Genomic DNA, 23,382 nt, shown 5'->3' with positions numbered 1-23,382 from the left:
AGGAAGGCCGTGCCCAACCTCCAGCCGTTCGCATTCACGCTCGCCTGTCGTGCCGTCGGCCTCGCCGGAGGTCGGCGATGAACGCCTGCCTGGCCGGTGGCTGGAGCTTCAACGGCGCGGTCGCCCTGACCGTCCTGGTGGGGCTGGGGGTGATTCTCATGGCCCGCTGGGTGGCCCGGCAGCGGCATTTTCCCGGTCGCGAAAGCTTCATCGTCCTGCACGCGGGCATCTTCTGGTGGCTGGCCGCCGCAGGCCTCGAACTGGCCGCCCAGGCGCCCGACTGCAAGGTGTTCTGGGCGGGGATGGCCTGGCCCGGGATCATCGGCGTACCGACCTTCTGGGCGGTGTTCCTCTGGCAATACGTCAACAGCATCCGCGAACCGCTCCGTCTGCGGGGCTTCCTGCTCTTCAGCATCGGCCCAGTGCTGGCCTCGGCCCTGGCCTTGAGCAACCCCTGGCACCAGCTGTTCTACGGCCCCGGCACCCTGCCCGTCGACGACTCGCCCGGCGCGGCGATCCGCTACGACCACGGTCCGCTGTTCAATGCCGTAGCCATCTACGTCTATGTCTTCATGTTCTTCTGCCTGGCGGTCGTGACCCGCGCCGCCCTGGCCAGCCGTGACCTGCATCGCCGCCACCTCCTGGCCTTCGTGCTGGTCACCTGCGTGCCCTGGGGCGCCAACCTCGGCTACGTGGTCTTCGGCTGGACGCTGTTCGGCTTCGACCCCACGCCGTTCAGCTTCGCCTTCACCCTGGTGGCCTTCACCTGCCTGATCCTCGGCGTACGCCTGTTCGAACTGCTGCCGGTGGCGCGCCACCTGCTGCTGGAGGAGTTGCCGGACCCGGTGCTGGTGGTGGACCCCCAGCGACGGGTGATCGACGCCAACCCCGCCGCCCTCGCGCTGGCCGGCGGCCCCGGCAGTTGGCAGGGCAAGGCATTGGCCGCCTGGCCGATCTACGGTGAGCGGCTCGACGCCCTGCTGTCGGCGGGCGGGCATGAGATGTTGCTGATTCCCGGGGCGGCGCCGCGCTACTTCGAAGTGCGTAGCCGGGACATCGAGCGGGTCACCCGTGGCGGGACCTTCGTCCTCGGGCAGATGCTCTACCTGCGGGACATCACCGAGCGTCACTGCGGCGAACTCAAGCTGGCCGAGGCCCTGGCCACCAGCGAGGAGCGGCTGCGGACCATCACGCGGTTGCACGAACAGCTCCAGGAACAGGCCCTGCGCGATCCGCTCACCGGCCTCTACAACCGGCGCCACCTGGGTGAACTGTTCGCCCGAGAAGTCGCCCGCAGCCAGCGCGAGCGGTCGCCCATCGCCCTGGCGCTGATCGACCTGGACCATTTCAAGCAGCTCAACGACCGACACGGCCACCTGGCGGGCGACGATGTGCTGCGGGCGGTGGCCCTCCACCTCACCGGCAATCTGCGGGGCAGCGACGCGGTGTTCCGCATCGGTGGCGAGGAGTTCCTCCTGCTGCTGCCCGGCGCCACGGGTGAAATGGCCTATGCCAGGCTCCAGGCCCTGTGCCGGGAGCTGGCCGAAAAGGCGCTTCCCACCCGCGAAGGGCCGCTGACGGTGACCCTTTCCGCCGGCCTGGCGGTCTGGCCCGCCCAGGGCCAGACCCTGGAAGAGCTGATGCAGCTGGCCGACTCGGCCCTCTACGAGGCCAAGCGCAACGGACGCAACCGGGTGTGCCGGCTGGAGGCCTCGGCCGCCGACTGAAGACTGAACCTGCGTCGCCTGGCGACGTCAGATGATTCCGTACCGCTTCATGGGGTGACGCACCGGTCATTTCGGCGCCTTCCATCCCATGCAGAGGCAATGCGGACCGACTCGCGCTAAACTGCGCGCATTTTTCCACCCCTCGGAGCCATTCAATGTCCCGCGTTACCCTCAGTCGCTACCTGATCGAGCAGACCAGAAGCCACAACACCCCTGCCGATCTGCGCTTCCTCATCGAAGTCGTTGCACGCGCCTGCAAGGAGATCAGCCACGCGGTGTCCAAGGGCGCCCTGGGTGGCGTGCTCGGCAGCATGGGCACCGAGAACGTGCAGGGCGAAGTGCAGAAGAAGCTGGACGTGATGTCCAACGAGATCCTGCTGGAGGCCAACGAGTGGGGCGGCCACCTGGCCGGCATGGCCTCCGAGGAAATGGACAACGCGTACCAGATCCCGGGCCGCTACCCGAAAGGCGCCTACCTGCTGGTCTTCGACCCGCTGGATGGCTCCTCCAACATCGACGTGAACGTCTCCGTGGGCACCATCTTCTCGGTACTGCGCTGCCCCGATCAGCACCTGTCCCAGAACGACAGCCTGAACGAGCAGGCCTTCCTCCAGCCGGGCGCCCGGCAGGTGGCCGCCGGCTACGCCATCTACGGTCCCCAGACCATGCTGATGCTGACCCTGGGCGACGGCGTGAAGGGCTTCACCCTGGACCGCGAGCTGGGCTCCTTCGTGCTCACCCACGACAACATCCGTGTGCCGGAGACCACCGCCGAGTTCGCCATCAACATGTCCAACCAGCGCCACTGGGAAGCCCCGGTGAGCCGCTACGTCGGTGAGATGCTGGCCGGCAAGGATGGCCCCCTGGGCAAGAACTACAACATGCGCTGGATCGCCTCCATGGTGGCCGACGTGCACCGCATCCTGACCCGCGGCGGCATCTTCATGTACCCCTGGGACGCTCGTGAGCCCGAGAAGGCCGGCAAGCTGCGCCTGATGTACGAAGCCAATCCCATGTCCTTCATCATCGAGCAGGCCGGTGGCGCCGCCACCAATGGTCGCCAGCGCATCCTCGACATCCAGCCCGAGTCGCTGCACCAGCGCGTGCCGGTCTTCCTCGGTTCCAAGGAAGAAGTGGCCCGCGTCACCGGCTACCACCAGGAGTAAGGCATGCAGCCCTGGCAGCCGTTGCTGGACTGGTGGTTCGGCCCCGAGGCCCCCGCCACGGCCGTCGCGGCGGCTCGCCACGGGCTCTGGTTCGGCAAGAAGGCCAGCCAGGACCAGGACGCCCGCGAGCGCTTCGGCGCCCGGGTGGACGAGGCCCTGGACGGTGGCCTCGCGCACTGGGCCGATGACCCCGACGGCTGGTTGGCGCTGGTCCTGCTGCTGGATCAATTGCCACGCATGATCTTCCGTGACAACCCGCGCGCCTTCGCCGGCGACGCTCGCGCCCAGGCGCTGGTGGCCGACGGCCTGGCGCGTGGGCGGGAACGCGGCCTCGCGCCCATCCGCCAGGTGTTTCTCTACCTGGTGCTGGAGCACGCCGAGGACCTGGCCAGCCAGGAGCGGGCCCACTACCGTTTCGCCCGGTTGCTGGCCGCTGCCGCCGAGGATGAGCGCGCGCTGTTCGAGGGCTTCCTCGACTTCGCCGAACGCCACCGGCAGGTGATCGCTCGCTTCGGCCGTTTCCCCCATCGCAACGCGCTTCTCGGACGCGCTTCCAGCGACGAAGAAATCGCTTTCCTGCAGGAACCCGGCTCGCGCTTCTAGAATCGAAGGGGACGGCCGCGCGACCGTCTCGCGTCCCATCCCACCCCGGAGTGCTCCATGTCCTTGCGAACCCTTGCTCTCTTGTCCTGCTGCCTGGTGCTGGCCGCCTGCAACAAGCTCAACCAGGAAAACTACTCCAAGCTCAAGACCGGCATGACCAAGGCCGAAGTGGAACAATTGCTCGGCGCGCCCACCGAGTGTGCCGGCGCCGTCGGTTTCACCAGTTGCACCTGGGGTGACGAGAAGAGCTTCGTCAGCGTGCAGTACGGCGGCGACAAGGTACTGATGTTCTCCGGCAAGGGGCTCAAGTGATGCGCGCGCTGATCGGCGCGTTCCTGCTGGCGCTGCTGGCCGGCTGCGCCGGTCAGGGCCGAGAGGCGGCGCCGCCGCGTACGGTGGGGGCGGTCGACCTTGAGCGCTACCAGGGCACCTGGTACGAGCTGGCGCGCCTGCCCATGTTCTTCCAGCGCGACTGCGCCCAGTCCGAAGCCCACTACAGCCTGCAGGCCGACGGCAGCGTCGGGGTACTGAACCGTTGCCGCACCCTGGAAGGGGAGTGGAAGGAGGCGCGGGGCAATGCCGTGCCTCAGGTGGCCGGTCGGACCGACAGGCTCTGGGTCCGCTTCGACAACTGGATCACCCGGCTCCTGCCGGACAGGATCAAGGGCGACTACTGGGTCCTCTACCTGGACGACGGCTACCGCACCGCGCTCGTCGGCAACCCCAATCGCAAGTACCTCTGGTTGCTGTCGCGTACCCCGGTGGTGTCCGAAAAGACCCGCCAGCGCTTGCTGGAGACGGCGGAAGCGCAGGGGTATGACACCGACCGGCTGATCTGGCGGGTGGCGGACAGCGCCATCGCCGCGCCCTGAGCCCGGTCCGGGGTGCGCCTCAGCCCAGCAGGTCCCGCAGCACCCCGGTAAAGGCCCGTGCCGTTTCCTCTTCGGCGGCATGGCGTCCGTCCCGCACCACCCAGCGGCCCGCCACCATCACGTCCCGCACCTGGCGGTCCCCGCCGGCGAACAGCCAGCGGTTGAGCAGGGCGTCGCCTTCGGCGGTGGCCAGGTAAGGGTCCAGGCCGTCCAGCACGATCCAGTCGGCGCGCTTGCCCTCCGCCAGGGCGCCGATGTCCTGGCCGAGGGCCTGGGCACCGCCGGCCAGCGCGGCGTCGAACAGGGTGCGGCCCACCTGGGGCTGGTCCGCCCGGTAGAGGCGGTTGCGGCGCTGGTCGCGCAGGCGCTGGCCGTACTCCAGCCAGCGCAGCTCCTCCACTACGCTGACCGATACGTGACTGTCCGAGCCGATGCCCAGGCGACCGCCCCGGGCGAGGTAGTCCACCGCCGGGAAGATGCCGTCCCCCAGGTTGGCCTCGGTGGTCAGGCAGAGGCCGGCCACGGCCCCGCTCGCCGCCATGGCGGCCACTTCATCGGGTTCGGCATGGGTGGCGTGCACCAGGCACCAGCGCGGGTCCACCGGTGCGTTCTCGTAGAGCCATTGCAACGGGCGGCGGCCGCTCCAGGCGAGGCAGTCGTCCACTTCCTTGCGTTGCTCGGCGATGTGAATATGGATGGGCCGGGCGTCGCGCTCCGCCGCCAGCACCTCCGCCATTTGCTGCGGCGTCACGGCGCGCAGGGAGTGGAAGCAGAGGCCCAGTCGCTGGCTAGGCTGCCGGGCGATCTCGTTCTCCAGGCGCTCCTGCAGGGCCAGGTAGCTGTCGGTGGAGTGGATGAAGCGGCGCTGGCCCTCGTTGGGCGCCTGGCCGCCGAAGCCGGAGTGGCTGTAGAGCACCGGCAGCAGGGTAAGGCCGATGCCGGTGTCGCGCGCCGCGGCGCTGATGCGCAGGGCGAGTTCCGCCGGGTCCGCGTAGGGACGCCCGTCCCGGTCCTGATGCACGTAATGGAACTCGGCGACGCTGGTGTAGCCGGCCTTGAGCATCTCCACGTAGAGCTGGCGGGCGATGACCTCCATCTGCTCCGGGGTGAGCCGGCCCACCAGGCGATACATCAGGTCGCGCCAGGTCCAGAAGCTGTCGTTGGGGTTGCCCGCCACTTCCGCCAGGCCCGCCATGGCGCGCTGGAACGCATGGGAATGGAGGTTCGGCATCCCCGCCAGCGCCGGGCCGCGCAGGCGTTCGGCGCCTTCCGCCGAGGCATCGGGGCGGACCCTTTCGATCAGGCCGTTGGGGGCGATTTCGAAGCGGACGTTGCGCGCCCAGCCTTGAGGAAGCAGGGCGCGTTCAGCGAAGAAAGCGGACATGGCGAGGACCCTGGGATGGTTGGTTTTATTTGTATATACATATACAGACGTTATCGGTCGACGTAAACTGACCCCGGTCCCGTACTTGTCTGCTGTTGTCGAATCCGGTACATGCCGGAGGCGGGCTCCCCGATCCACACCGCGCTGTCCTGACCAGCGGCCCGCCTCTTCGCCGACAAGGAGTTTCCCGTGCTCAATCCGCCCTCCGCGCCTTCCTCCCTGGCCGCCCAGATGGGTGACGCTCCCGCGCCGCTCTATGCCCGGGTGAAGCAGATGATCAGCCAGCAGATCCAGAGCGGAGCCTGGCCGCCCCATTACCGTGTGCCATCGGAGAGCGAACTGGTCAGCGAGCTGGGTTTCAGCCGCATGACCATCAACCGCGCCTTGCGCGAGCTCACCGCCGAGGGCCTGCTGGTACGCATGCAGGGCGTGGGGACCTTCGTCGCCGAACCCAAGGGCCAGTCCGCGCTGTTCGAGGTGCACAACATCGCCGAGGAGATCGCCGCCCGTGGCCATCGCCATCACTGCGTCGTGGTCAGCCTGCAGGAAGAGGTGGCCGGCCCGGAGCGGGCCCTCGCCCTGGACATGCGCGAAGGCCAGCGCGTCTTCCATTCCCGCATCGTGCATTTCGAGAACGATGTGCCGGTGCAGATCGAGGACCGCTACGTGAATCCGGCGGTGGCCCCCGATTACCTGAAGCAGGATTTCACCGTCCAGACGCCCTACGCCTACCTCTCCCAGGTGGCGCCGCTGACCGAGGGCGAGCACGTGGTCGAAGCCATCCTGGCCGATGCCGATGAATGCACCCTGCTGCAGATCGAGCGCGGCGAGCCCTGCCTGCTGATTCGCCGCCGCACCTGGTCCGGGCGCAATACCGTCACCAGCGCGCGCCTTCTCTACCCCGGTTCCCGCTATCGCCTCGAAGGACGTTTCGGTTCATGACCTCATCCCGCCTGCTGCGCGCCGCCGACTACCCCCGTATGCCGTGGAAGAACGGCGCCGGTTCCACCCTGGAAATCGCCCGCGACGCAGGCGATGGCCTCGACGGTTTCGGCTGGCGGCTGTCCATTGCCGACGTCGGTGAATCCGGCGGCTTCTCCGCCTTCACCGGCTACCAGCGGGTGATCACCGTGCTGGAAGGCGCCGGCATGCGCCTGACGGTGGACGGGCGGCCCTCCCGGTGCCTCACCGCCCTGGACGCCTTCGCCTTCGACGGTGGGGCGGCGGTGAGCTGCGAACTGCTCGACGGCCCGATCCGCGACTTCAACCTGATCTATTCGCCGAAGCGCTATGCCGCGCGCCTGCAATGGCTGCGCGCCGAGGGCGAGGTCCGTCTCTTCTCCTCCGCCAGCACCTTGCTCCTGTTCGCCGCCGAGGCGGGCGTAGGGGTCGAGATCGACGGACAGTCCACCCAAGTAATGGGCCGGTATGACTGCCTGCACCTGGAAGCCGGCGGCGCGCTTGCCGAGGTGAAGCTCAATGGCGGTGCCTGCTGCCTGATCGAGCTGACGCCTCGCTAGTCAGGTGCCTGCGGGCAATCCGCAGGGCACGACCGCGCGTCAGGGTCTAAACCTAACCCTGTCGCCCGTCATGCCTACCGGAGTCGCCCATGCCTCGCCACAGCGTCCTCGCGGCCATCGTCCTGTCGCTCCTCCTGCCCGCATCGCGGGAGGCCGGGGCCGCCGAATGCCCCTATCCCCATCCCGTGGTGCTCGCCGGGCTGAACTGGGAAAGCGGCATGTTCACCACCGAAGTGCTGCGTCTGCTGCTGGAGAAGGGCTACGGCTGCCGGACCGACGTGCTGCCCGGCAACACCCTGACCATGGAGAACGCCCTGCGGCAGAACGACATCCAGGTGATCGCCGAGCAGTGGGCCGGGCGCAGCGAGCTGTGGCGCAAGGCCGAGGCGGCCGGCGAGGTCTTCGCCGTAGGCGAGCCGGTGCAGGGCGCGACCGAAGGCTGGTGGGTGCCTGAGTACCTGGTGAAAGGGGAGGACGCGCCGGCCGCCGGCCCGCGTTCGGTCAGCGACCTGCCGCGCTTCAAGGCCCTGTTCCAGGACCCGGAGGAAAGGGCCAAGGGGCGCTTCTACAACTGCCCCAGCGGCTGGACCTGCGAGGGTGTGAACAGCCAGAAGCTCAAGGCCTATGGCCTGGAAGACAGCTACGTGAACTTCCGCACCGGAACCGGGCCCGCGCTGGATGCGGCGATCACGGCGGCGATCCGCCAGCGGCGGCCGATCCTCTTCTACTACTGGTCGCCGACACCGCTCATGGGACGCTACCCGCTGGTGCAACTGGAGGAGCCCCCCTTCGACCAGAAGGCCTGGGAAACCCTGATCGACCCCGATCACCCCAATCCCGTCGGCACCCGTTCGCTGCCGGCGAAGATCTCCATCGGCGTGTCCCGTGACCTGCATGAGCAGGCGCCCGAACTGGTGCGCCTGTTCGAAAAGGTGAGGATCCCGTTGCCGCTGTTCAACGGCATCCTCGCGCGGATGGCCGAGGAGCGCGCCGAGGCGGCGCCCACCGCGGAGGCTTTCTTCCGCCAGCACCGGGACATCTGGTCGGCCTGGGTGACCCCGGAGGTCGCCGGAAAGCTCGATGCATCCCTGAGATGACTGTTACCTAGGGCCCCATGTTCGTGCGCGCCCGCTGCAAAGGCGGGCACTTTCTGCACGCGGTAACAGTGACTCCACCTCTCTTTTCTATACTTGTCTATACAGGATAAGGGGCTGTCGCGCCCGTGTGGCAAGGCTTGCGGGGATGTTCCCGGGTCCGGGGCCGAATATTGGCCCTCTGCTTGCATATGCTTGTATGTACAAGTAGAGATGTGTGTCGTCGACCATCCAAGTCCACCTCGCCCGCCCTCGGAGAGACGCGATGCCTGAAGAACTGACAGCGACTGCCCAACCCGCCCGGAGTCTCGCCCTGTTTCGCCTGATCGGCTACAGCCTGGTCGGCCTGGTGCTGTTCTTCGTTCCGTTCGAGATCGGCGGGCGCTCCACCATCCTCCTCGACCACGCGGCTTCCGCCCTGCAACTCCATGCCCGTCCCCTGGTGATCGGGCTTGCCCTGCTGTTCATGCTCTACGGTGCCATCGAGCCCTGGCGCAGCGGCAGCTGGCGCCGCAGTGCCACCCATACGGCGTTCAGCGTGCTCAAGGTGGTCGGCCTGTTCGTCGGTGTCGCCTACCTGTTCCGTGTCGGGCCCGAGGCCATCTACCAGCCGGGGATGCTGCCGTTCCTCTTCGAGAAGCTGGTGCTCAGCCTGGCCCTGATCGTGCCGCTGGGCGCGCTGGCGCTGGTGTTCCTCATCGGTTTCGGCCTGCTGGAACTGGTTGGCGTGCTGATGCAGCCGGTGATGCGTCCCATCTGGCGCACCCCGGGCAAGTCCGCCATCGATGCCGTGGCCTCCTTCGTCGGCAGCTATTCCGTCGGGCTGCTCATCACCGACCGCATGTACCAGCAGGGGCACTACAGCGTCCGTGAGGCGGCGATCATCGCCACCGGCTTCTCCACGGTGTCGGCACCCTTCATGGTGATCATCGCCAAGACCCTCGGACTGATGGAGCAGTGGAACCTCTACTTCTGGGGCGCCATGCTGGTGACCTTCTCCGTGACCGCCGTCAGCGCCCGTATCTATCCGCTGTCGCGCCTGCCGTCGGAGAGCCGTTCCGAGGCGCCGCTCGCCCCCGGCGCGAGCCGCCTGCGCAGCGCCTGGAACGCCGGCGTGGCCCAGGCCGCCAGCGCCCCCTCGCTGCTCTCGGCCCTGCGTGAAACCTTCATCGATGGCCTGCGCATGACCGCCGCCATCCTGCCGAGCATCCTCGCCGTCGGCCTCCTCGGCTTGCTGGCGGCCAAGTACACCCCGCTGTTCGACGCCGTCGGCCTGCTGCTCTACCCCTTCACCTGGTTGCTCGGCCTCACCGAGCCCATGGAGGTGGCCCGCGCCCTGTCCTCCGGCCTGGCCGAGATGTTCCTGCCGGCCATGCTGCTGAAGGATGCCGACGCCCTGGTGCGTTTCGTCACGGCCATCGTCTCGGTGAGCAGCGTGCTGTTCCTTTCCGCCTCGATTCCCTGCGTGCTGGCCACGCGGATCCCGCTGAGCCTGCGGGACCTGCTGGTGGTCTGGCTGCAGCGCACGGTTCTCAGCCTGGTGTTCAGCGTACCGCTGGCCTACCTGGCGCAATTCCTGGGCTGGCTGTGAACGCCGCCCGAACGGACCCATCCATTCTCCTGGAGACTGTCATGACCAAATTCCGCGATGTCGAAATACGTGCCCCCCGCGGCAACACGCTGAACGCCAAGAGCTGGCTGACCGAAGCGCCGCTGCGCATGCTGATGAACAACCTGGACCCGGAAGTGGCCGAGAACCCCAAGGAACTGGTGGTGTACGGCGGCATCGGCCGCGCCGCGCGCAACTGGGAGTGCTACGACAAGATCGTCGAGACCCTCAAGGAACTGAACGACGACGAGACGCTGCTGGTGCAGTCCGGCAAGCCGGTGGGCGTGTTCAAGACCCACGCCAACGCCCCGCGCGTGCTGATCGCCAACTCCAACCTGGTGCCCCACTGGGCGACCTGGGAACACTTCAACGAGCTGGATGCCAAGGGCCTGGCCATGTACGGCCAGATGACCGCCGGCAGCTGGATCTACATCGGCAGCCAGGGCATCGTCCAGGGCACCTATGAAACCTTCGTCGAGGCCGGCCGCCAGCACTACAACGGCGACCTGAAGGGCAAGTGGGTCCTCACCGCCGGCCTTGGCGGCATGGGCGGCGCCCAGCCCCTGGCCGCGACCCTGGCCGGCGCCTGCTCGCTGAACATCGAGTGCCAGCAGAGCCGCATCGACTTCCGCCTGAAGACCCGCTACGTGGATGAGCAGGCCAAGGACCTGGACGACGCCCTGGCGCGCATCGCGAAGTACACCGCCGAAGGCCGCGCCATCTCCATCGCCCTGCACGGCAACGCCGCCGAGATCCTCCCGGAACTGGTGCGCCGTGGCGTGCGCCCGGACATGGTCACCGACCAGACCAGCGCCCACGACCCGCTGAACGGTTACCTGCCCGCCGGCTGGACCTGGGAGCAGTACCGCGACCGTGCGCAGACCGAGCCGGCCGCCGTGGTCAAGGCCGCCAAGCAGTCCATGGCCGTGCACGTGCGCGCCATGCTGGACTTCCAGAAGCAGGGCATCCCCACCTTCGACTACGGCAACAACATCCGCCAGATGGCCAAGGAAGAGGGCGTGGACAACGCCTTCGACTTCCCCGGCTTCGTCCCGGCCTACATCCGCCCTTTGTTCTGCCGGGGCATCGGCCCCTTCCGCTGGGCCGCGCTGTCGGGCGACCCGCAGGACATCTACAAGACCGACGCCAAGGTGAAGGAGCTGATCCCGGACGACGCCCACCTGCACCGCTGGCTGGACATGGCCCGCGAGCGCATCGCCTTCCAGGGCCTGCCGGCACGCATCTGCTGGGTCGGCCTGGGCCAGCGCGCGAAACTGGGCCTGGCCTTCAACGAAATGGTCCGCAGCGGCGAGCTGTCGGCCCCCATCGTCATCGGCCGTGACCACCTGGACTCCGGCTCGGTGTCCAGCCCGAACCGCGAAACCGAAGCCATGGCCGACGGTTCCGACGCCGTGTCCGACTGGCCGCTGCTCAACGCCCTGCTGAACACCGCCAGCGGCGCCACCTGGGTGTCCCTGCACCACGGCGGTGGCGTGGGCATGGGCTTCTCCCAGCATTCGGGCATGGTCATCGTCTGCGACGGCACCGATGAGGCCGCCGCGCGCATCGCCCGCGTGCTGACCAACGACCCGGGCACCGGCGTGATGCGCCATGCCGATGCGGGTTACCCGATCGCCATAGACTGTGCTCGTGAGCAGGGCCTGAACCTGCCGATGATCGGCAAAGGAGCCTGAGTGTGAACGCACTGAACCTGAAACCCGGAACCCTGACCCTGGCGCAGTTGCGCCAGGCGTTCCACGCCCCCGTGCAGATCCGCCTGGAGGCGGCTGCCGGTGCGGCCATCGACGCCAGCGTCGCCTGCGTCGAGGGCATCATCGCCGAGGGGCGCACCGCCTACGGCATCAACACCGGCTTCGGCCTGCTGGCCTCCACCCGCATCGCCCCCCATGACCTGGAGAAGCTCCAGCGCTCGCTGGTGCTGTCCCACGCGGCTGGCGTCGGCGAAGCCCTGGACGACGCCATGGTGCGGTTGATCATGCTGCTCAAGGTGAACAGCCTGGCGCGCGGCTTCTCCGGTATCCGTCGCAAGGTGATCGACGCCCTGGTGGCGCTGGTGAACGCCGAGGTCTACCCGCACATCCCGCTGAAAGGCTCCGTGGGTGCCTCCGGGGACCTGGCCCCGCTGGCGCACATGTCCCTGCTGCTGCTGGGCGAAAGCAAGGCCCGCCACAAGGGCCAGTGGCTGCCGGCCACCGAGGCCCTGGCGATCGCCGGGCTGGAGCCGCTGACCCTGGCCGCCAAGGAGGGACTGGCCCTGCTCAACGGCACCCAGGTGTCCACCGCCTACGCCCTGCAGGGCCTGTTCGAAGCCGAGGACCTCTTCGCCGGCGCCACCGTCTGCGGCGGCCTGAGCGTCGAGGCCATGCTCGGCTCCCGCGCGCCCTTCGATGCCCGCATCCATGCCGCCCGTGGCCAGCGCGGCCAGATCGACGTCGCCGCCGCCTACCGCGAGTTGCTCACCGCCAGCAGCGAGATCGCCCAGTCCCACGAGAAGTGCGACAAGGTGCAGGACCCCTATTCCCTGCGGTGCCAGCCCCAGGTCATGGGCGCCTGCCTGACGCAACTGCGCCAGGCCGCCGAGGTGCTGGAGATCGAATCCAACGCCGTTTCCGACAACCCCCTGGTGTTCGCCGAAGAGGGCGACGTGATCTCCGGCGGCAACTTCCACGCCGAGCCGGTGGCCATGGCCGCCGACAACATCGCCCTGGCCATCGCCGAGATCGGCGCCCTGTCGGAACGGCGCATCTCGCTGATGATGGACATGCACATGTCCCAGCTGCCGCCCTTCCTGGTGGAGAACGGCGGAGTCAACTCCGGCTTCATGATCGCCCAGGTCACCGCCGCCGCCCTGGCCAGCGAAAACAAGGCCCTGGCCCACCCGGCCAGCGTCGACAGTCTGCCCACCTCGGCCAACCAGGAGGACCACGTGTCCATGGCGCCCAACGCCGGCAAGCGCCTCTGGGCCATGGCCGAGAACGTGCGCGGCATCCTCGCCATCGAGTGGCTGGGGGCCTGCCAGGGCCTGGACTTCCGCACTGGCCTGAAAAGCTCGCCGAAGCTGGAACAGGCCCGTGGCCTGCTCCGTACCCGTGTTCCCTATTACAAGGAGGACCGCTTCTTCGCCCCGGACATCGAGGCCGCCAGCGAACTGCTGGCCAGCGGCTGCCTCAACGAGCTGATCCCCGGAGGCCTGCTGCCGAGCCTGTGAAGCGGACGTTGGAGCGGCATGCGCGGGCTCCGGCCCGCCACGGTCAGGACGACCGCCGTTCGTGCATAACAACAAACGCCAGCCAATGGCGAGGGAACCGGCTCCGGCCGGTTTCCGGCACTGATCGAACTGCCCTAACCCCTATCCAGTTTCAGGAGCGTCGGAACATGCAATTCAAGAAGCGAGTGTTGGGCCTGATGTGTGCGGCGGGCCTGCTGGCCGGGGCGGCGTCCGCCCAGGCGGCGGGCTGGTGTGAGTCGGGCAAGCCGGTGAAGTTCGCCGGGCTCAACTGGGAAAGCGGCATGTTGCTCACCGACCTGTTGCAGTTCGTGCTGAAGAACGGCTACGGCTGTGAGACCGACAGCCTGCCGGGCAACTCCATCACCATGGAACAGGCCCTGGGCAACAACGACATCCAGGTGTTCGCCGAGGAGTGGATCGGCCGCAGCGACGCCTGGAACAAGGCCGCTACCGCCGGCAAGGTGGTGGGCGTGGGCGCACCGATCGTCGGCGCCACCGAAGGCTGGTACGTGCCGCGCTATGTGATCGAGGGCGACGCCAAGCGCGGCATCGAGGCCAAAGCGCCGCAGCTCAAGGCCATCGCCGACCTCGGCCAGTACGCCGAGCTGTTCCGTGATCCGGAAGAGCCGGGCAAGGGGCGCTTCTACAACTGCCCGGCCGGCTGGACCTGCGAGCTGGACAACAGCGAGATGCTCAAGCGCTACGGCCTGGAGGACAAGTTCACCAACTTCCGTCCCGGCACCGGGCCGGCCCTGGATGCGGCCGTGCTGTCGAGCTATCGCCGTGGCGAGCCTATCCTTTTCTATTACTGGTCGCCGACGCCGCTGATGGGCCAGGCGGACCTGGTCAAGCTGGAGGAGCAGGCCGGCGTGGACAAGAGCGTGACCATCCAGGTCGGCCTGTCCAGGACCTTCCATGACGAGGCCCCGGAGCTGGTGGCGGTGCTGGAGAAGGTCAACCTGCCCATCGACCTGCTCAACCAGAACCTGGCGAAGATGGCCAAGGAAAAGATGGACTCGGCCGACCTGGCCAAGGCCTTCCTGAAAGAGCACCCGGACCTGTGGCGCGCCTGGGTCAGCGAGGACGCGGCGAAGAAGATCGAAGCCGCACTCTGAGGCTGACCCCCTGATACCGGCCTTCCCGTCGGGGAAGGCCCCACATGACCGGAGCACCCTATGTTTCCCGAACGCTTCACCTTCTCCATCGCCGATTGGGTCAACAACTGGGTCGACAGCCTGGTGACCCACTACGGCGACGTGTTCCGCCACATCTCCGACACCCTGCTCTACGCCATCGTCTACCTCGAGGGCCTGCTGCGCTCCGCGCCCTGGTGGCTGGTGCTGCTGGTGGTCGCCGGCATCGCCTGGCACGCCACCCGCCGCGTCCTGCCCACCCTGGTGATCACCGGCCTGCTGTTCCTGGTGGGGGCCGTCGGCCTGTGGGACAAGTTGATGCAGACGGTCGCGCTGATGCTGGTGGCCACCTTCATCTCGGTGCTGATCGGCATTCCCCTGGGCATCCTCGCCGCCCGCAGCGACCGCCTGCGCGCGGTGCTGATGCCGCTGCTGGACATCATGCAGACCATGCCCAGCTTCGTGTACCTGATCCCGGTGCTGATGCTTTTCGGCCTGGGCAAGGTGCCGGCCATCTTCGCCACGGTGATCTACGCGGCGCCGCCGCTGATCCGCCTTACCGACCTCGGTATCCGCCAGGTCGACAAGGAAGTGATGGAGGCGGTGAACGCCTTCGGCGCCAACCGCTGGCAACAGCTGTTCGGCGTGCAGTTGCCACTGGCCCTGCCGAGCATCATGGCCGGCATCAACCAGACCACCATGATGGCCCTGTCGATGGTGGTGATCGCCTCCATGATCGGCGCCCGGGGGCTGGGCGAGGACGTGCTGGTGGGCATCCAGACCCTCAACGTCGGCAAGGGCCTGGAAGCGGGCCTGGCCATCGTCATCCTGGCCGTGGTCTTCGACCGCATCACCCAGGCCTACGGCCGTCCACGGCACGCAGCCAGCAAATGAGTGGCGAGAACATGAGCAAGATCGTCGTCAAGAACGTATTCAAGATCTTCGGCCAGCGCGCCGACGAGGCCCTGGCGCTGATCCAGCAGGGCAAGGGCAAGGCCGAGGTGTTGGCCGACACCGGTTGCGTGGTGGGGGTCAATGACCTGTCGCTGTCCATCGGCGCCGGCGAGATCTTCGTGATCATGGGCCTGTCCGGCTCCGGCAAGTCCACCCTGGTGCGCCACTTCAACCGCCTGATCGATCCCACCAGCGGGCAGATCCTGGTGGATGGCGAGGACATCCTGCGCTACGACATGGACGCGCTGCGGGAATTCCGTCGCAAGAAGATCAGCATGGTGTTCCAGAGCTTCGGCCTGCTGCCCCACAAGACCGTGCTGGATAACGTCGCCTACGGCCTCAAGGTGCGCGGCGAGACCAAGGCCACCTGCCTGGAGCGTGCCCAGCACTGGATTACCACGGTCGGCCTGAAGGGCTACGAGAAGTCCTATCCCCACCAGTTGTCCGGCGGCATGCGCCAGCGCGTGGGACTGGCCCGGGCGCTGGCCTCCGACACCGACATCATCCTCATGGACGAAGCCTTCAGCGCCCTCGACCCGCTGATCCGCGCCGACATGCAGGAGCAATTGCTGGAGCTGCAGAAAACCCTGCAGAAGACCATCGTGTTCATCACCCACGACCTCGACGAGGCGGTCCGCATCGGCAACCGCATCGCCATCCTCAAGGACGGCCAGCTGATCCAGGTGGGCACGCCCCGGGAAATCCTCCACCAGCCGGCGGACGACTACGTCGACCGTTTCGTCCAGCGCCGCGTGGCGAACCTGTAAGGAGCCGCCGAGATGCCGTTTCCCGAGAGAGTCCTGTTGGGCGATGCGCCGCTGACCTGGCGCCAGGTGGTGGCGGTGGCCCGCCACGGCGCCGCCCTGGAGCTGGCGCCGTCGGCCTGGGCGCGTATCGACAACGCCCGCGCCATCGTCGAGCGCATCGTGGCCCGTGGCGAACGGGCCTATGGCATCAGCACCGGCCTCGGCGCCCTGAGCGAGGTGGTGCTGGACACCGAGCAGTTCGCCGCGCTGTCGCGCAACACGCTGCTCAGCCATGCCTGCGGCGTGGGCCCTGCGCTGGCCGACGAGCAGGTGCGGGCCATCATCTGCTGCGCCATCGGCAACTACAGCCACGGCCGCTCCGGCCTGCAGCGGCAGGTGGTGGAGGCGCTGCTGGCCCTGCTGGCGCGAGGCATCACGCCACGGGTGCCGTCCCAGGGGTCGGTGGGCTACCTGACCCACATGGCCCATGTGGGCGTTGCGTTGCTGGGAGTGGGGGAGGTGAGTTATCGCGGTCGTGTCGTGCCGGCCGCCGAGGCGCTGGCCGCCGAAGGCCTGGAGCCGGTTCGCCTGGGGGCCAAGGACGGGCTCTGCCTGGTCAATGGCCTGCCGTGCATGACCGGCCTGGCCTGCCTGGCCCTGGACGACGCGGAGTGCCTGATGCGCTGGGCCGACGTGATCGGCGCCATGAGTTTCGAGGCCCTGCGCGGGCAGATCGCCGCCTTCGACCCGGACATCATCGCCCTCAAGCCGCACCCCGGCATGCAGGAGGTGGGGCGCAACCTGCTGGCGCTGCTGGCCGGCAGCGAGGTGGTGGCCGCCAGCCGGGGTGTTCGCACTCAGGACGCCCTCAGCATCCGTTCCATCCCGCAGGTGCACGGCGCCTGCCGCGACCAGTGGGCCCATGCCGCGCGCCAGGTGGATACCGAGCTGGCCTCGGCCAACGACAACCCGCTGCTGCTGGGGACCCCGGACGACTACAAGGTGGTGTCCCAGGCCAATCCCCATGGAGAGTCCGTGGCCATGGCGGCGGACCTGCTGGCCATCGCGGTGGCCGAGCTGGGCGGTATCGCCGAGCGTCGCCTGGATCGCCTGGTCAACCCGCTGGTCAGCGGTCTCCCGGCGTTCCTGGTGAGCCAGCCCGGCGTCAACTCGGGGATGATGATCGCCCAGTACGTCGCCGCCGCCCTGGCCGGCGAGAACCGCCAGCTGGCGCAGCCGGCGGTGGTGGACAACTTCGTCACCTCCGGCCTGCAGGAGGACCACCTGAGCCTCGGCACCAGTGCCGCCCTCAAGCTGGGCAAGGCGCTGGAGAACTGCCGGCGCATCCTCGCCATCGAATACCTGCTGGCCGCCCAGGCCTTCGAGTTCCACAGGCCCACGCGCTTCGGTGCGGGCACCGGCGCGGCCTGGGAAACCCTTCGCGAGCGGGTGCCCGCCTATGACCAGGACCGCTGGCTGGCACCGGACGTCGCCCGCGCCGCCGACCTGATCGGCGACCGGGCCGCGCTGGAAGGAGTCGCCGCGCGCATCGGCGGCCTGCGATGAAGCGCCCGGTCACCCCAGTCGACGCCATCCCGGTCCCTGACACGAGGGCCGTGGGCCCGACCGAGCACCCGCGCGGCATCCTCGCCATCGAATGGCTGGGCCTGCCGTGCCCCCGTTTTCCCACCTGCAAGGAGGACCCGCGCCATGCACCCGGATAGGGGGTTGCCCGCCGACGAAGCGGCTGCCGCGCCTATCGACCCATGACACTCAGGCGGGCCGTACGGGGCCGGTCCGCCATGGACGACAAGAACAAGGAGTCTTTTCTATGAATGCGATCATCCTGGCCGTGCTGGTCATGGTTGCGCTTTGCATGCTGAGGGTATCGGTGGTCTTCGCCCTGATCGCCTCGGCGCTGGTCGGGGGGCTCGTCGCGGGCCTGCCCATGGAAACGGTGGTCAAGTCCTTCAACGAGGGCCTGGGCGGTGGCGCCCCGGTGGCCCTGGCGTACGCGACCCTGGGGGCCTTCGCCATCGCGCTGTCGCGCACCGGCCTGTCCCAGCGGTTGTCGGCGAACCTCACGACGCGCCTTGGGGAAGGCGGCGGTCGCCTCATCAAGTGGGCCATCCTGTTGTCCATGGTGCTGGCGGGCTTCGCCTCGCAGACCGTGGTGCCCGTGCACATCGCCTTCATCCCCCTGCTGGTCCCGCCGCTGCTGCACGTGATGAACCGGCTGCAGCTGGATCGCCGGGCGGTGGCCTGCGCCATCACCTTCGCCATCACCACCACCTACATGGCGCTGCCCCTGGGCTTCGGGGCGATCTTCCTCAACGACATCCTGGTGGCCAATATCAACGCCGCCGGCAATGGCGAGCTGGTCACCCGCCAGATGGCCCCGGTGGCCATGCTGATCCCGGCCCTGGGCATGGTCTTCGGGCTGGGGCTGGCGCTGTTGTTCAGCTATCGCCGTCCGCGCGTCTACGCCGACCAGCCGGTCGCCGGCGAGGAGGCCGGGGCGCTGCCCGAACGCCTGTCCCGGCGCCAGCTGTCCATGGTGGTGCTGGCCCTGGTGTCGGCCCTGGTGGTGCAGCTCTGGACCGGTTCCATGGTCTTCGGCGGGCTGGTGGGCTTTTCCCTGGTGTCCATGAGCGGTGTGATGCGCTGGAACGAGCAGGATGGCGTCTTCCTCCAGGGCGTGCGGCTGATGGCCCTGGTGGGCTTCATCATGATCGCCGCGTCCGGCTTCGCCGGGGTGATGAAGGCTACCGGGGAGGTCCAGACCCTGGTGGCGCAATCCGCCGAACTGGTGGGAGACAGTCGCGCGCTGGCGGCCTTCATGATGCTGCTGGTGGGGCTCCTGATCACCATGGGCATCGGCTCGTCCTTCTCCACCGTGCCCATCATCGCGGTGATCTACGTGCCCCTGGCGATCGGCTTCGGCTTCTCGCCCCTGGCCACCCTGTCGCTGGTGGGGACCGCCGCGGCCCTGGGCGACGCCGGATCGCCCGCGTCCGATTCCACCCTGGGCCCCACCGCCGGCCTGGCCGCCGACGGCCAGCACGACCATATCTGGGGCACCGTGGTCCCGACCTTCCTGCATTTCAACCTGCCGCTGATGGCGTTCGGCTGGGTCGCGGCGATGGTGCTGTAATCAGGAAAGGGATTGTCATTCACTTGAGGCCAGGCCCATCGAGGGCCTGGCGTTGTTATGAGGCCCGATATGAAACACCTCTGGCACAACTGCCACGCCGCCACGATGCAGGGCGGCCGGTACGGCGTCATCGAGGACGCCGTGCTGCTCACCTACGCCGGACGCATCGAGTGGATAGGCCCGCGCGATGCGCTGCCGGCCATTCCCTACGATGTCGAGGTGGACCTGGGCGGCGCCTGGGTCACGCCCGGCCTGGTGGACTGCCACACCCACCTGGTATTCGGCGGCGACCGCAGCCGCGAGTTCGAGCAGCGCCTTGAAGGCGTCAGCTACGCCGAGATCGCCGCCCAGGGCGGCGGCATCGCCAGCACCGTGCGGGCCACCCGCGGGGCCAGCGAGGACGCCTTGCTGGAAAGCGCCGTGCGGCGTGCCCGCCAGTTGCTCCGCGAGGGTGTCACCACCCTGGAGGTGAAGTCCGGCTACGGCCTCGACCTGGCCAGCGAGCGCAAGATGCTGCGGGTCGCCCGGCGCCTCGGCGAGGTGTTGCCGATCACCGTCAGGGCCACCTGCCTGGCCGCCCACGCGCTGCCGCCGGAATACGCCGGCCGCGCCGACGACTACATCGATCTGGTCTGCCGGGATATCCTCCCGGCCCTGGCTGCGGACGGGCTGGTGGACGCGGTGGACGCCTTCTGCGAGCACCTGGCCTTTTCTCCCTCGCAGGTGGAGCGGGTGTTCAAGGCCGCCCGCGAGCTGGGCCTGCCGGTGAAGCTGCATGCCGAGCAGTTGTCGTCGCTGCATGGCTCCAGCCTGGCGGCCCGCTATCAGGCGCTGTCGGCGGACCACCTGGAGTACATGACCGAGGACGACGCCATCGCCATGGCCGCCGCCGGCACCGTGGCGGTGCTGTTGCCGGGGGCCTTCTACCTGCTGCGGGAGACCCGGTTGCCGCCCATCGACGCCCTGCGCAAGCACGGCGTGGCCATGGCGGTGGCCAGCGACCTCAACCCGGGCACCTCGCCGGCGTTGTCCCTGCGCCTGATGCTGAACATGGCCTGCACCTCCTTTCGCCTGACGCCGGAGGAGGCCCTGGCCGGGGCCACCCTGCAGGGTGCGAGGGCCCTGGGCCTGGCCCACAGCCACGGCAGCCTGGAGGTGGGCAAGGTGGCCGACTTCGTCGCCTGGGACATCCAGCGCCCGGCGGAGCTCGCCTATTGGCTGGGGGGCGACCTGCCCAAGCGGGTGATTCGACACGGACAGGAGATCGATTGTGGATAACGTACTGTGCTTCAACCGGGGCACCGCCCCCCTGCTGATCAGCATGCCGCACCCCGGCACCCTGCTCACCCCGGCGGTGGAAGCGGGCCTGGTGGAGGCCGGCTGGGACCTCACCGACACCGACTGGCATATCCCGCGCCTCTACGACTTCGCCGCCGACCTGGGGGCCAGCACCCTGGCGGCGCAGTATTCGCGCTTCGTCATCGACCTCAATCGCCCGGCGGACGACACGCCGCTCTACGCCACCGCCACCACCGGGCTCTTCCCGGAGACGCTGTTCGATGGCGAGCCGTTGTACCGGGAGGGCGAGACACCTTCGGCGGCGGAGCGGGCGCGCTACCTGGCCGAGATCTGGACGCCCTATCACCGCAGCCTCCGCGAAGAACTGGACCGAATACGCGCGGAGTTCGGCTACGCGCTGCTGTTCGACGCCCACTCCATCCGTTCCTTCGTTCCCCGCCTGTTCGACGGTCGCCTGCCGGACTTCAACCTGGGCACCAACGCCGGGGCCAGTTGCGATCCGGCCCTGGCCGAGGCGCTGGTGGCCGTCTGCGCCGACGCCAGGGACTACAGCCACGTGCTGAACGGCCGCTTCAAAGGCGGCTACATCACCCGTCACTACGGTGAGCCGGACCGCGACATCCATGCGGTGCAGCTGGAGCTGGCGCAGTGCACCTACATGGACGAGCAGGTGCCCTTCGACTACCGCGAGGACCTGGCCGCCCCGACCCAGGTGGTACTGCGCAAGCTGCTGCAGGCGATGCTGGAGTGGGGGCGGGAAACCTACGGGCGCTGAGTCCGGGGTGAATCCGTCGTTACCGGTGCGGATTCACCCGTGAAGAACCCGCGCTCTGGCGGAACGCCGCCCGCATCCTCCTGCGGGCCGGTCGCCTCCATGGCGTTGCGCTCATTTCCAGTCCAGCCTGGCCAGCTTCCACTCGCCGCCTTCCCACCACCACTCCAGCTTTACGCCATAGTGCCGGGCGCTGTCCGGGATCAGTCCCTCGGCGCCGGTGAGGGCCACCTGCGCCTCGGTGTAGCCCTTCTCGCCGTAGGTGGGGTCCAGGTAGCTGGCCTTGCTCAGGGCGAGGACGGCGACGTTCCTGTGACGCAGGAAGAGCAGCGTCATGGTGCGCCTGGCCCAGTCACGGTCGTCCTGCTGGCGGGCGAGGAACTCCGGGTGCAGTTGCTCCAGCACGGCGGCGGTCTTCTTCGCCTCCAGGTTGTCCTGCAGTCGCTGCACGGCGGCGTCCAGCGCGGCGGCCGGGTCGTCACGCCCACAACCGGCTAGCATTGCCAGGAGGCCGAGCATCGGTAGCACCCACATCCTTGAAAGCATGTTCAACTCCATTTTTTCCTCGTTATGATGCCGGACAGTTCAGAAGGCCTGACCCGATGGGGGATCGAGCCTGTACTCAGTTTCGGGAGCGCAGCATGCAGACTTTGTATCCGGAGATAAAACCCTACGCCCGGCACGAACTGGCGGTGGACGCCCCCCACGTGCTCTACGTGGACGAGAGTGGTTCGCCGGACGGTTTGCCCGTGGTGTTCATCCACGGCGGCCCGGGGGCCGGCTGCGACGCCATGAGCCGGCGTTTCTTCGATCCGAACCTGTATCGCATCGTCACCTTCGACCAGCGCGGCTGCGGCCGCTCCACGCCCCATGCCAGCCTGGAGAACAACACCACCTGGGACCTGGTGGCGGACCTGGAGCGCATTCGCGAACACCTGGGCATCGAGAAGTGGGTGCTGTTCGGCGGCTCCTGGGGCTCCACCCTGTCCCTGGCCTATGCCCAGACCCACCCCGAGCGAGTGCTCGGCCTGATCCTGCGGGGCATCTTCCTCTGCCGCCCGCAGGACTTCCACTGGTTCTACCAGGAGGGCTGCAGCCGGCTGTTCCCGGATTACTGGGAGGATTACCTGGCGCCCATTCCGCCGGAGGAGCAGGGCGACCTGATGCAGGCCTTCCACAAGCGACTCACCGGGCCGGACCAGATCGCCCAGATGCACGCCGCCAAGGCCTGGTCCACCTGGGAAGGCCGCACCGCCACCCTGCGTCCCAGCGCGCCGGTGGTGGAGCGCTTCAGCGAGCCGATGCGGGCCCTGTCCATCGCCCGCATCGAGTGCCACTACTTCGTCAACAACGCCTTCCTCCAGCCTGACCAGTTGCTCCGCGACATGCCGCGCATCGCCCACCTGCCGGGGGTGATAGTGCATGGCCGCTATGACGCGATCTGCCCGCTGGACAACGCCTGGGCGCTTCACAAGGCCTGGCCCAACAGCGAGCTGCAGATCGTCCGGGATGCCGGCCACGCGGCCTCCGAAGCCGGGATCACCGATGCCCTGGTGCGCGCCTCCAGCCAGATGGCCCGCCGCCTGCTGGAGCTGCCGCCGGAGGAAGACGCCTGATGAAGGCCCTGCTGCAACGGGTCAGCGCGGCCCGGGTGGAGGTGGCGGGCGAGGTGGTCGGCGCCATCGACCATGGCCTGCTGGTGCTGGTGGGCGTCGAGCCCGAAGACACCGAGGCGAGCGCCGACAAGCTCCTGCACAAGCTGCTCAACTACCGGGTGTTCGCCGACGCCGAGGGCAAGATGAACCTCTCGGTCGGCGCGGTGGAAGGGGGGCTTTTGCTGGTCTCGCAATTCACCCTGGCGGCCGACACCAGGAGCGGTCTGCGCCCGAGTTTTTCCACTGCGGCGCCCCCGTCCAAGGGGGAGGCGCTGTTCGAGTATCTGGTGCGGCAGGCCCGGCAGAAGCACCACCCGGTGGCGACCGGCCGCTTCGGCGCCAACATGCAGGTGCACCTGGTCAATGACGGCCCGGTGACCTTCCTCCTCGAAAGCTGAACGTCACGATCCCGGTATTTTTGCGACTCGCCATCCACGTTTCCGG

22 protein-coding genes are annotated in these 23,382 nt (G+C 68.2%); 20 read left to right on the top strand and 2 right to left on the bottom strand.

The annotated features are described in order from the left end of the window. Positions 1–77 precede the first annotated feature (77 nt). The 5 genes from KF707C_RS26830 to KF707C_RS26810 all read left to right on the top strand — a co-directional run bounded on the left by KF707C_RS26830 (position 78) and on the right by KF707C_RS26810 (position 4,368). Complete coding sequence (locus tag KF707C_RS26830) at positions 78–1,727, top strand: histidine kinase N-terminal 7TM domain-containing diguanylate cyclase (RefSeq protein ID WP_003453295.1); 1,650 nt, start codon at positions 78–80, stop codon at positions 1,725–1,727. A 155-nt stretch (positions 1,728–1,882) separates the two neighbouring features. After that, on the top strand, positions 1,883–2,893 hold the full coding sequence (locus KF707C_RS26825) for a class 1 fructose-bisphosphatase (RefSeq protein ID WP_003453293.1): 1,011 nt from the start codon (positions 1,883–1,885) through the stop codon (positions 2,891–2,893). 3 nt (positions 2,894–2,896) lie between these two features. After that, entirely contained in the window at positions 2,897–3,496 is a 600-nt protein-coding gene (locus KF707C_RS26820) for a DUF924 family protein (protein ID WP_003453291.1), read from the top strand. Positions 3,497–3,553: 57 nt separating this feature from the next. Next, a complete protein-coding gene (gene bamE / locus KF707C_RS26815) occupies positions 3,554–3,808 on the top strand; it encodes an outer membrane protein assembly factor BamE domain-containing protein (protein ID WP_003453289.1) in 255 nt (84 codons plus the stop codon). After that, on the top strand, positions 3,808–4,368 hold the full coding sequence (locus tag KF707C_RS26810) for a lipocalin family protein (RefSeq protein ID WP_003453287.1): 561 nt from the start codon (positions 3,808–3,810) through the stop codon (positions 4,366–4,368). Before bamE ends, KF707C_RS26810 begins: the two co-directional genes overlap by 1 nt. Before the next feature lie 19 nt (positions 4,369–4,387). On the opposite strand, the gene KF707C_RS26805 is transcribed toward KF707C_RS26810, so the two are convergent. Next, complete coding sequence (locus KF707C_RS26805) at positions 4,388–5,752, bottom strand: formimidoylglutamate deiminase (protein WP_003453285.1); 1,365 nt, start codon at positions 5,750–5,752, stop codon at positions 4,388–4,390. Between the two features lie 231 nt (positions 5,753–5,983). Here KF707C_RS26805 and hutC point away from each other — a divergent pair, with 231 nt between their 5' ends. From hutC to hutG, 13 genes are all read left to right on the top strand, one after another. Beyond that, complete coding sequence (hutC, locus tag KF707C_RS26800; protein ID WP_051050746.1) at positions 5,984–6,694, top strand: histidine utilization repressor; 711 nt, start codon at positions 5,984–5,986, stop codon at positions 6,692–6,694. After that, positions 6,691–7,272, top strand: coding sequence for a HutD/Ves family protein (locus tag KF707C_RS26795; RefSeq protein ID WP_003453282.1), 582 nt, complete (start codon positions 6,691–6,693; stop codon positions 7,270–7,272). The genes hutC and KF707C_RS26795 overlap by 4 nt, the downstream gene beginning before the upstream one ends. Positions 7,273–7,361: 89 nt before the next feature. Continuing rightward, positions 7,362–8,369 carry an ABC transporter substrate-binding protein gene (locus KF707C_RS26790; protein WP_003453280.1) on the top strand — a complete coding sequence of 336 codons (1,008 nt, stop codon included), beginning with the start codon at positions 7,362–7,364 and terminating at the stop codon, positions 8,367–8,369. A gap of 262 nt (positions 8,370–8,631) precedes the next feature. After that, positions 8,632–9,957 carry a YjiH family protein gene (locus tag KF707C_RS26785; RefSeq protein WP_003453276.1) on the top strand — a complete coding sequence of 442 codons (1,326 nt, stop codon included), beginning with the start codon at positions 8,632–8,634 and terminating at the stop codon, positions 9,955–9,957. A gap of 41 nt (positions 9,958–9,998) precedes the next feature. Next, complete coding sequence (gene hutU / locus KF707C_RS26780; RefSeq protein WP_003453274.1) at positions 9,999–11,669, top strand: urocanate hydratase; 1,671 nt, start codon at positions 9,999–10,001, stop codon at positions 11,667–11,669. Then, complete coding sequence (gene hutH, locus KF707C_RS26775) at positions 11,666–13,204, top strand: histidine ammonia-lyase (protein ID WP_231992360.1); 1,539 nt, start codon at positions 11,666–11,668, stop codon at positions 13,202–13,204. The genes hutU and hutH overlap by 4 nt, the downstream gene beginning before the upstream one ends. 167 nt (positions 13,205–13,371) lie before the next feature. Next, positions 13,372–14,340, top strand: a complete 969-nt coding sequence (locus tag KF707C_RS26770) for an ABC transporter substrate-binding protein (protein WP_003453270.1) — start codon at positions 13,372–13,374, stop codon at positions 14,338–14,340. A 60-nt stretch (positions 14,341–14,400) separates the two neighbouring features. Further along, on the top strand, positions 14,401–15,252 hold the full coding sequence (locus KF707C_RS26765) for an ABC transporter permease (protein WP_003453268.1): 852 nt from the start codon (positions 14,401–14,403) through the stop codon (positions 15,250–15,252). After that, on the top strand, positions 15,249–16,079 hold the full coding sequence (locus KF707C_RS26760) for a quaternary amine ABC transporter ATP-binding protein (RefSeq protein ID WP_003453266.1): 831 nt from the start codon (positions 15,249–15,251) through the stop codon (positions 16,077–16,079). Before KF707C_RS26765 ends, KF707C_RS26760 begins: the two co-directional genes overlap by 4 nt. Before the next feature lie 12 nt (positions 16,080–16,091). Beyond that, entirely contained in the window at positions 16,092–17,624 is a 1,533-nt protein-coding gene (locus KF707C_RS26755) for an HAL/PAL/TAL family ammonia-lyase (RefSeq protein WP_003453265.1), read from the top strand. Between the two features lie 265 nt (positions 17,625–17,889). Beyond that, positions 17,890–19,212 (top strand): Na+/H+ antiporter family protein, encoded by a 1,323-nt coding sequence (locus KF707C_RS26750; RefSeq protein ID WP_003453261.1) that lies wholly within the window; start codon positions 17,890–17,892, stop codon positions 19,210–19,212. Between the two features lie 69 nt (positions 19,213–19,281). Then, on the top strand, positions 19,282–20,490 hold the full coding sequence (hutI, locus tag KF707C_RS26745) for an imidazolonepropionase (protein WP_003453259.1): 1,209 nt from the start codon (positions 19,282–19,284) through the stop codon (positions 20,488–20,490). Beyond that, entirely contained in the window at positions 20,483–21,286 is an 804-nt protein-coding gene (hutG, locus tag KF707C_RS26740; RefSeq protein WP_003453257.1) for an N-formylglutamate deformylase, read from the top strand. Before hutI ends, hutG begins: the two co-directional genes overlap by 8 nt. 111 nt (positions 21,287–21,397) lie before the next feature. On the opposite strand, the gene KF707C_RS26735 is transcribed toward hutG, so the two are convergent. After that, complete coding sequence (locus KF707C_RS26735) at positions 21,398–21,829, bottom strand: hypothetical protein (RefSeq protein ID WP_085986668.1); 432 nt, start codon at positions 21,827–21,829, stop codon at positions 21,398–21,400. Positions 21,830–21,924: 95 nt separating this feature from the next. On the opposite strand from KF707C_RS26735, the gene pip reads away from it, so the two are divergent. Continuing rightward, positions 21,925–22,899 (top strand): prolyl aminopeptidase, encoded by a 975-nt coding sequence (gene pip / locus KF707C_RS26730; protein ID WP_003453253.1) that lies wholly within the window; start codon positions 21,925–21,927, stop codon positions 22,897–22,899. Then, complete coding sequence (dtd, locus tag KF707C_RS26725; protein WP_003453251.1) at positions 22,899–23,336, top strand: D-aminoacyl-tRNA deacylase; 438 nt, start codon at positions 22,899–22,901, stop codon at positions 23,334–23,336. The genes pip and dtd overlap by 1 nt, the downstream gene beginning before the upstream one ends. Positions 23,337–23,382: the final 46 nt, after the last annotated feature.

The sequence above is a fragment of the Pseudomonas furukawaii genome (assembly GCF_002355475.1).
In the GTDB taxonomy this organism is placed as follows: domain Bacteria; phylum Pseudomonadota; class Gammaproteobacteria; order Pseudomonadales; family Pseudomonadaceae; genus Metapseudomonas; species Metapseudomonas furukawaii.
This window is presented reverse-complemented; position numbering and strand designations above follow the sequence as displayed.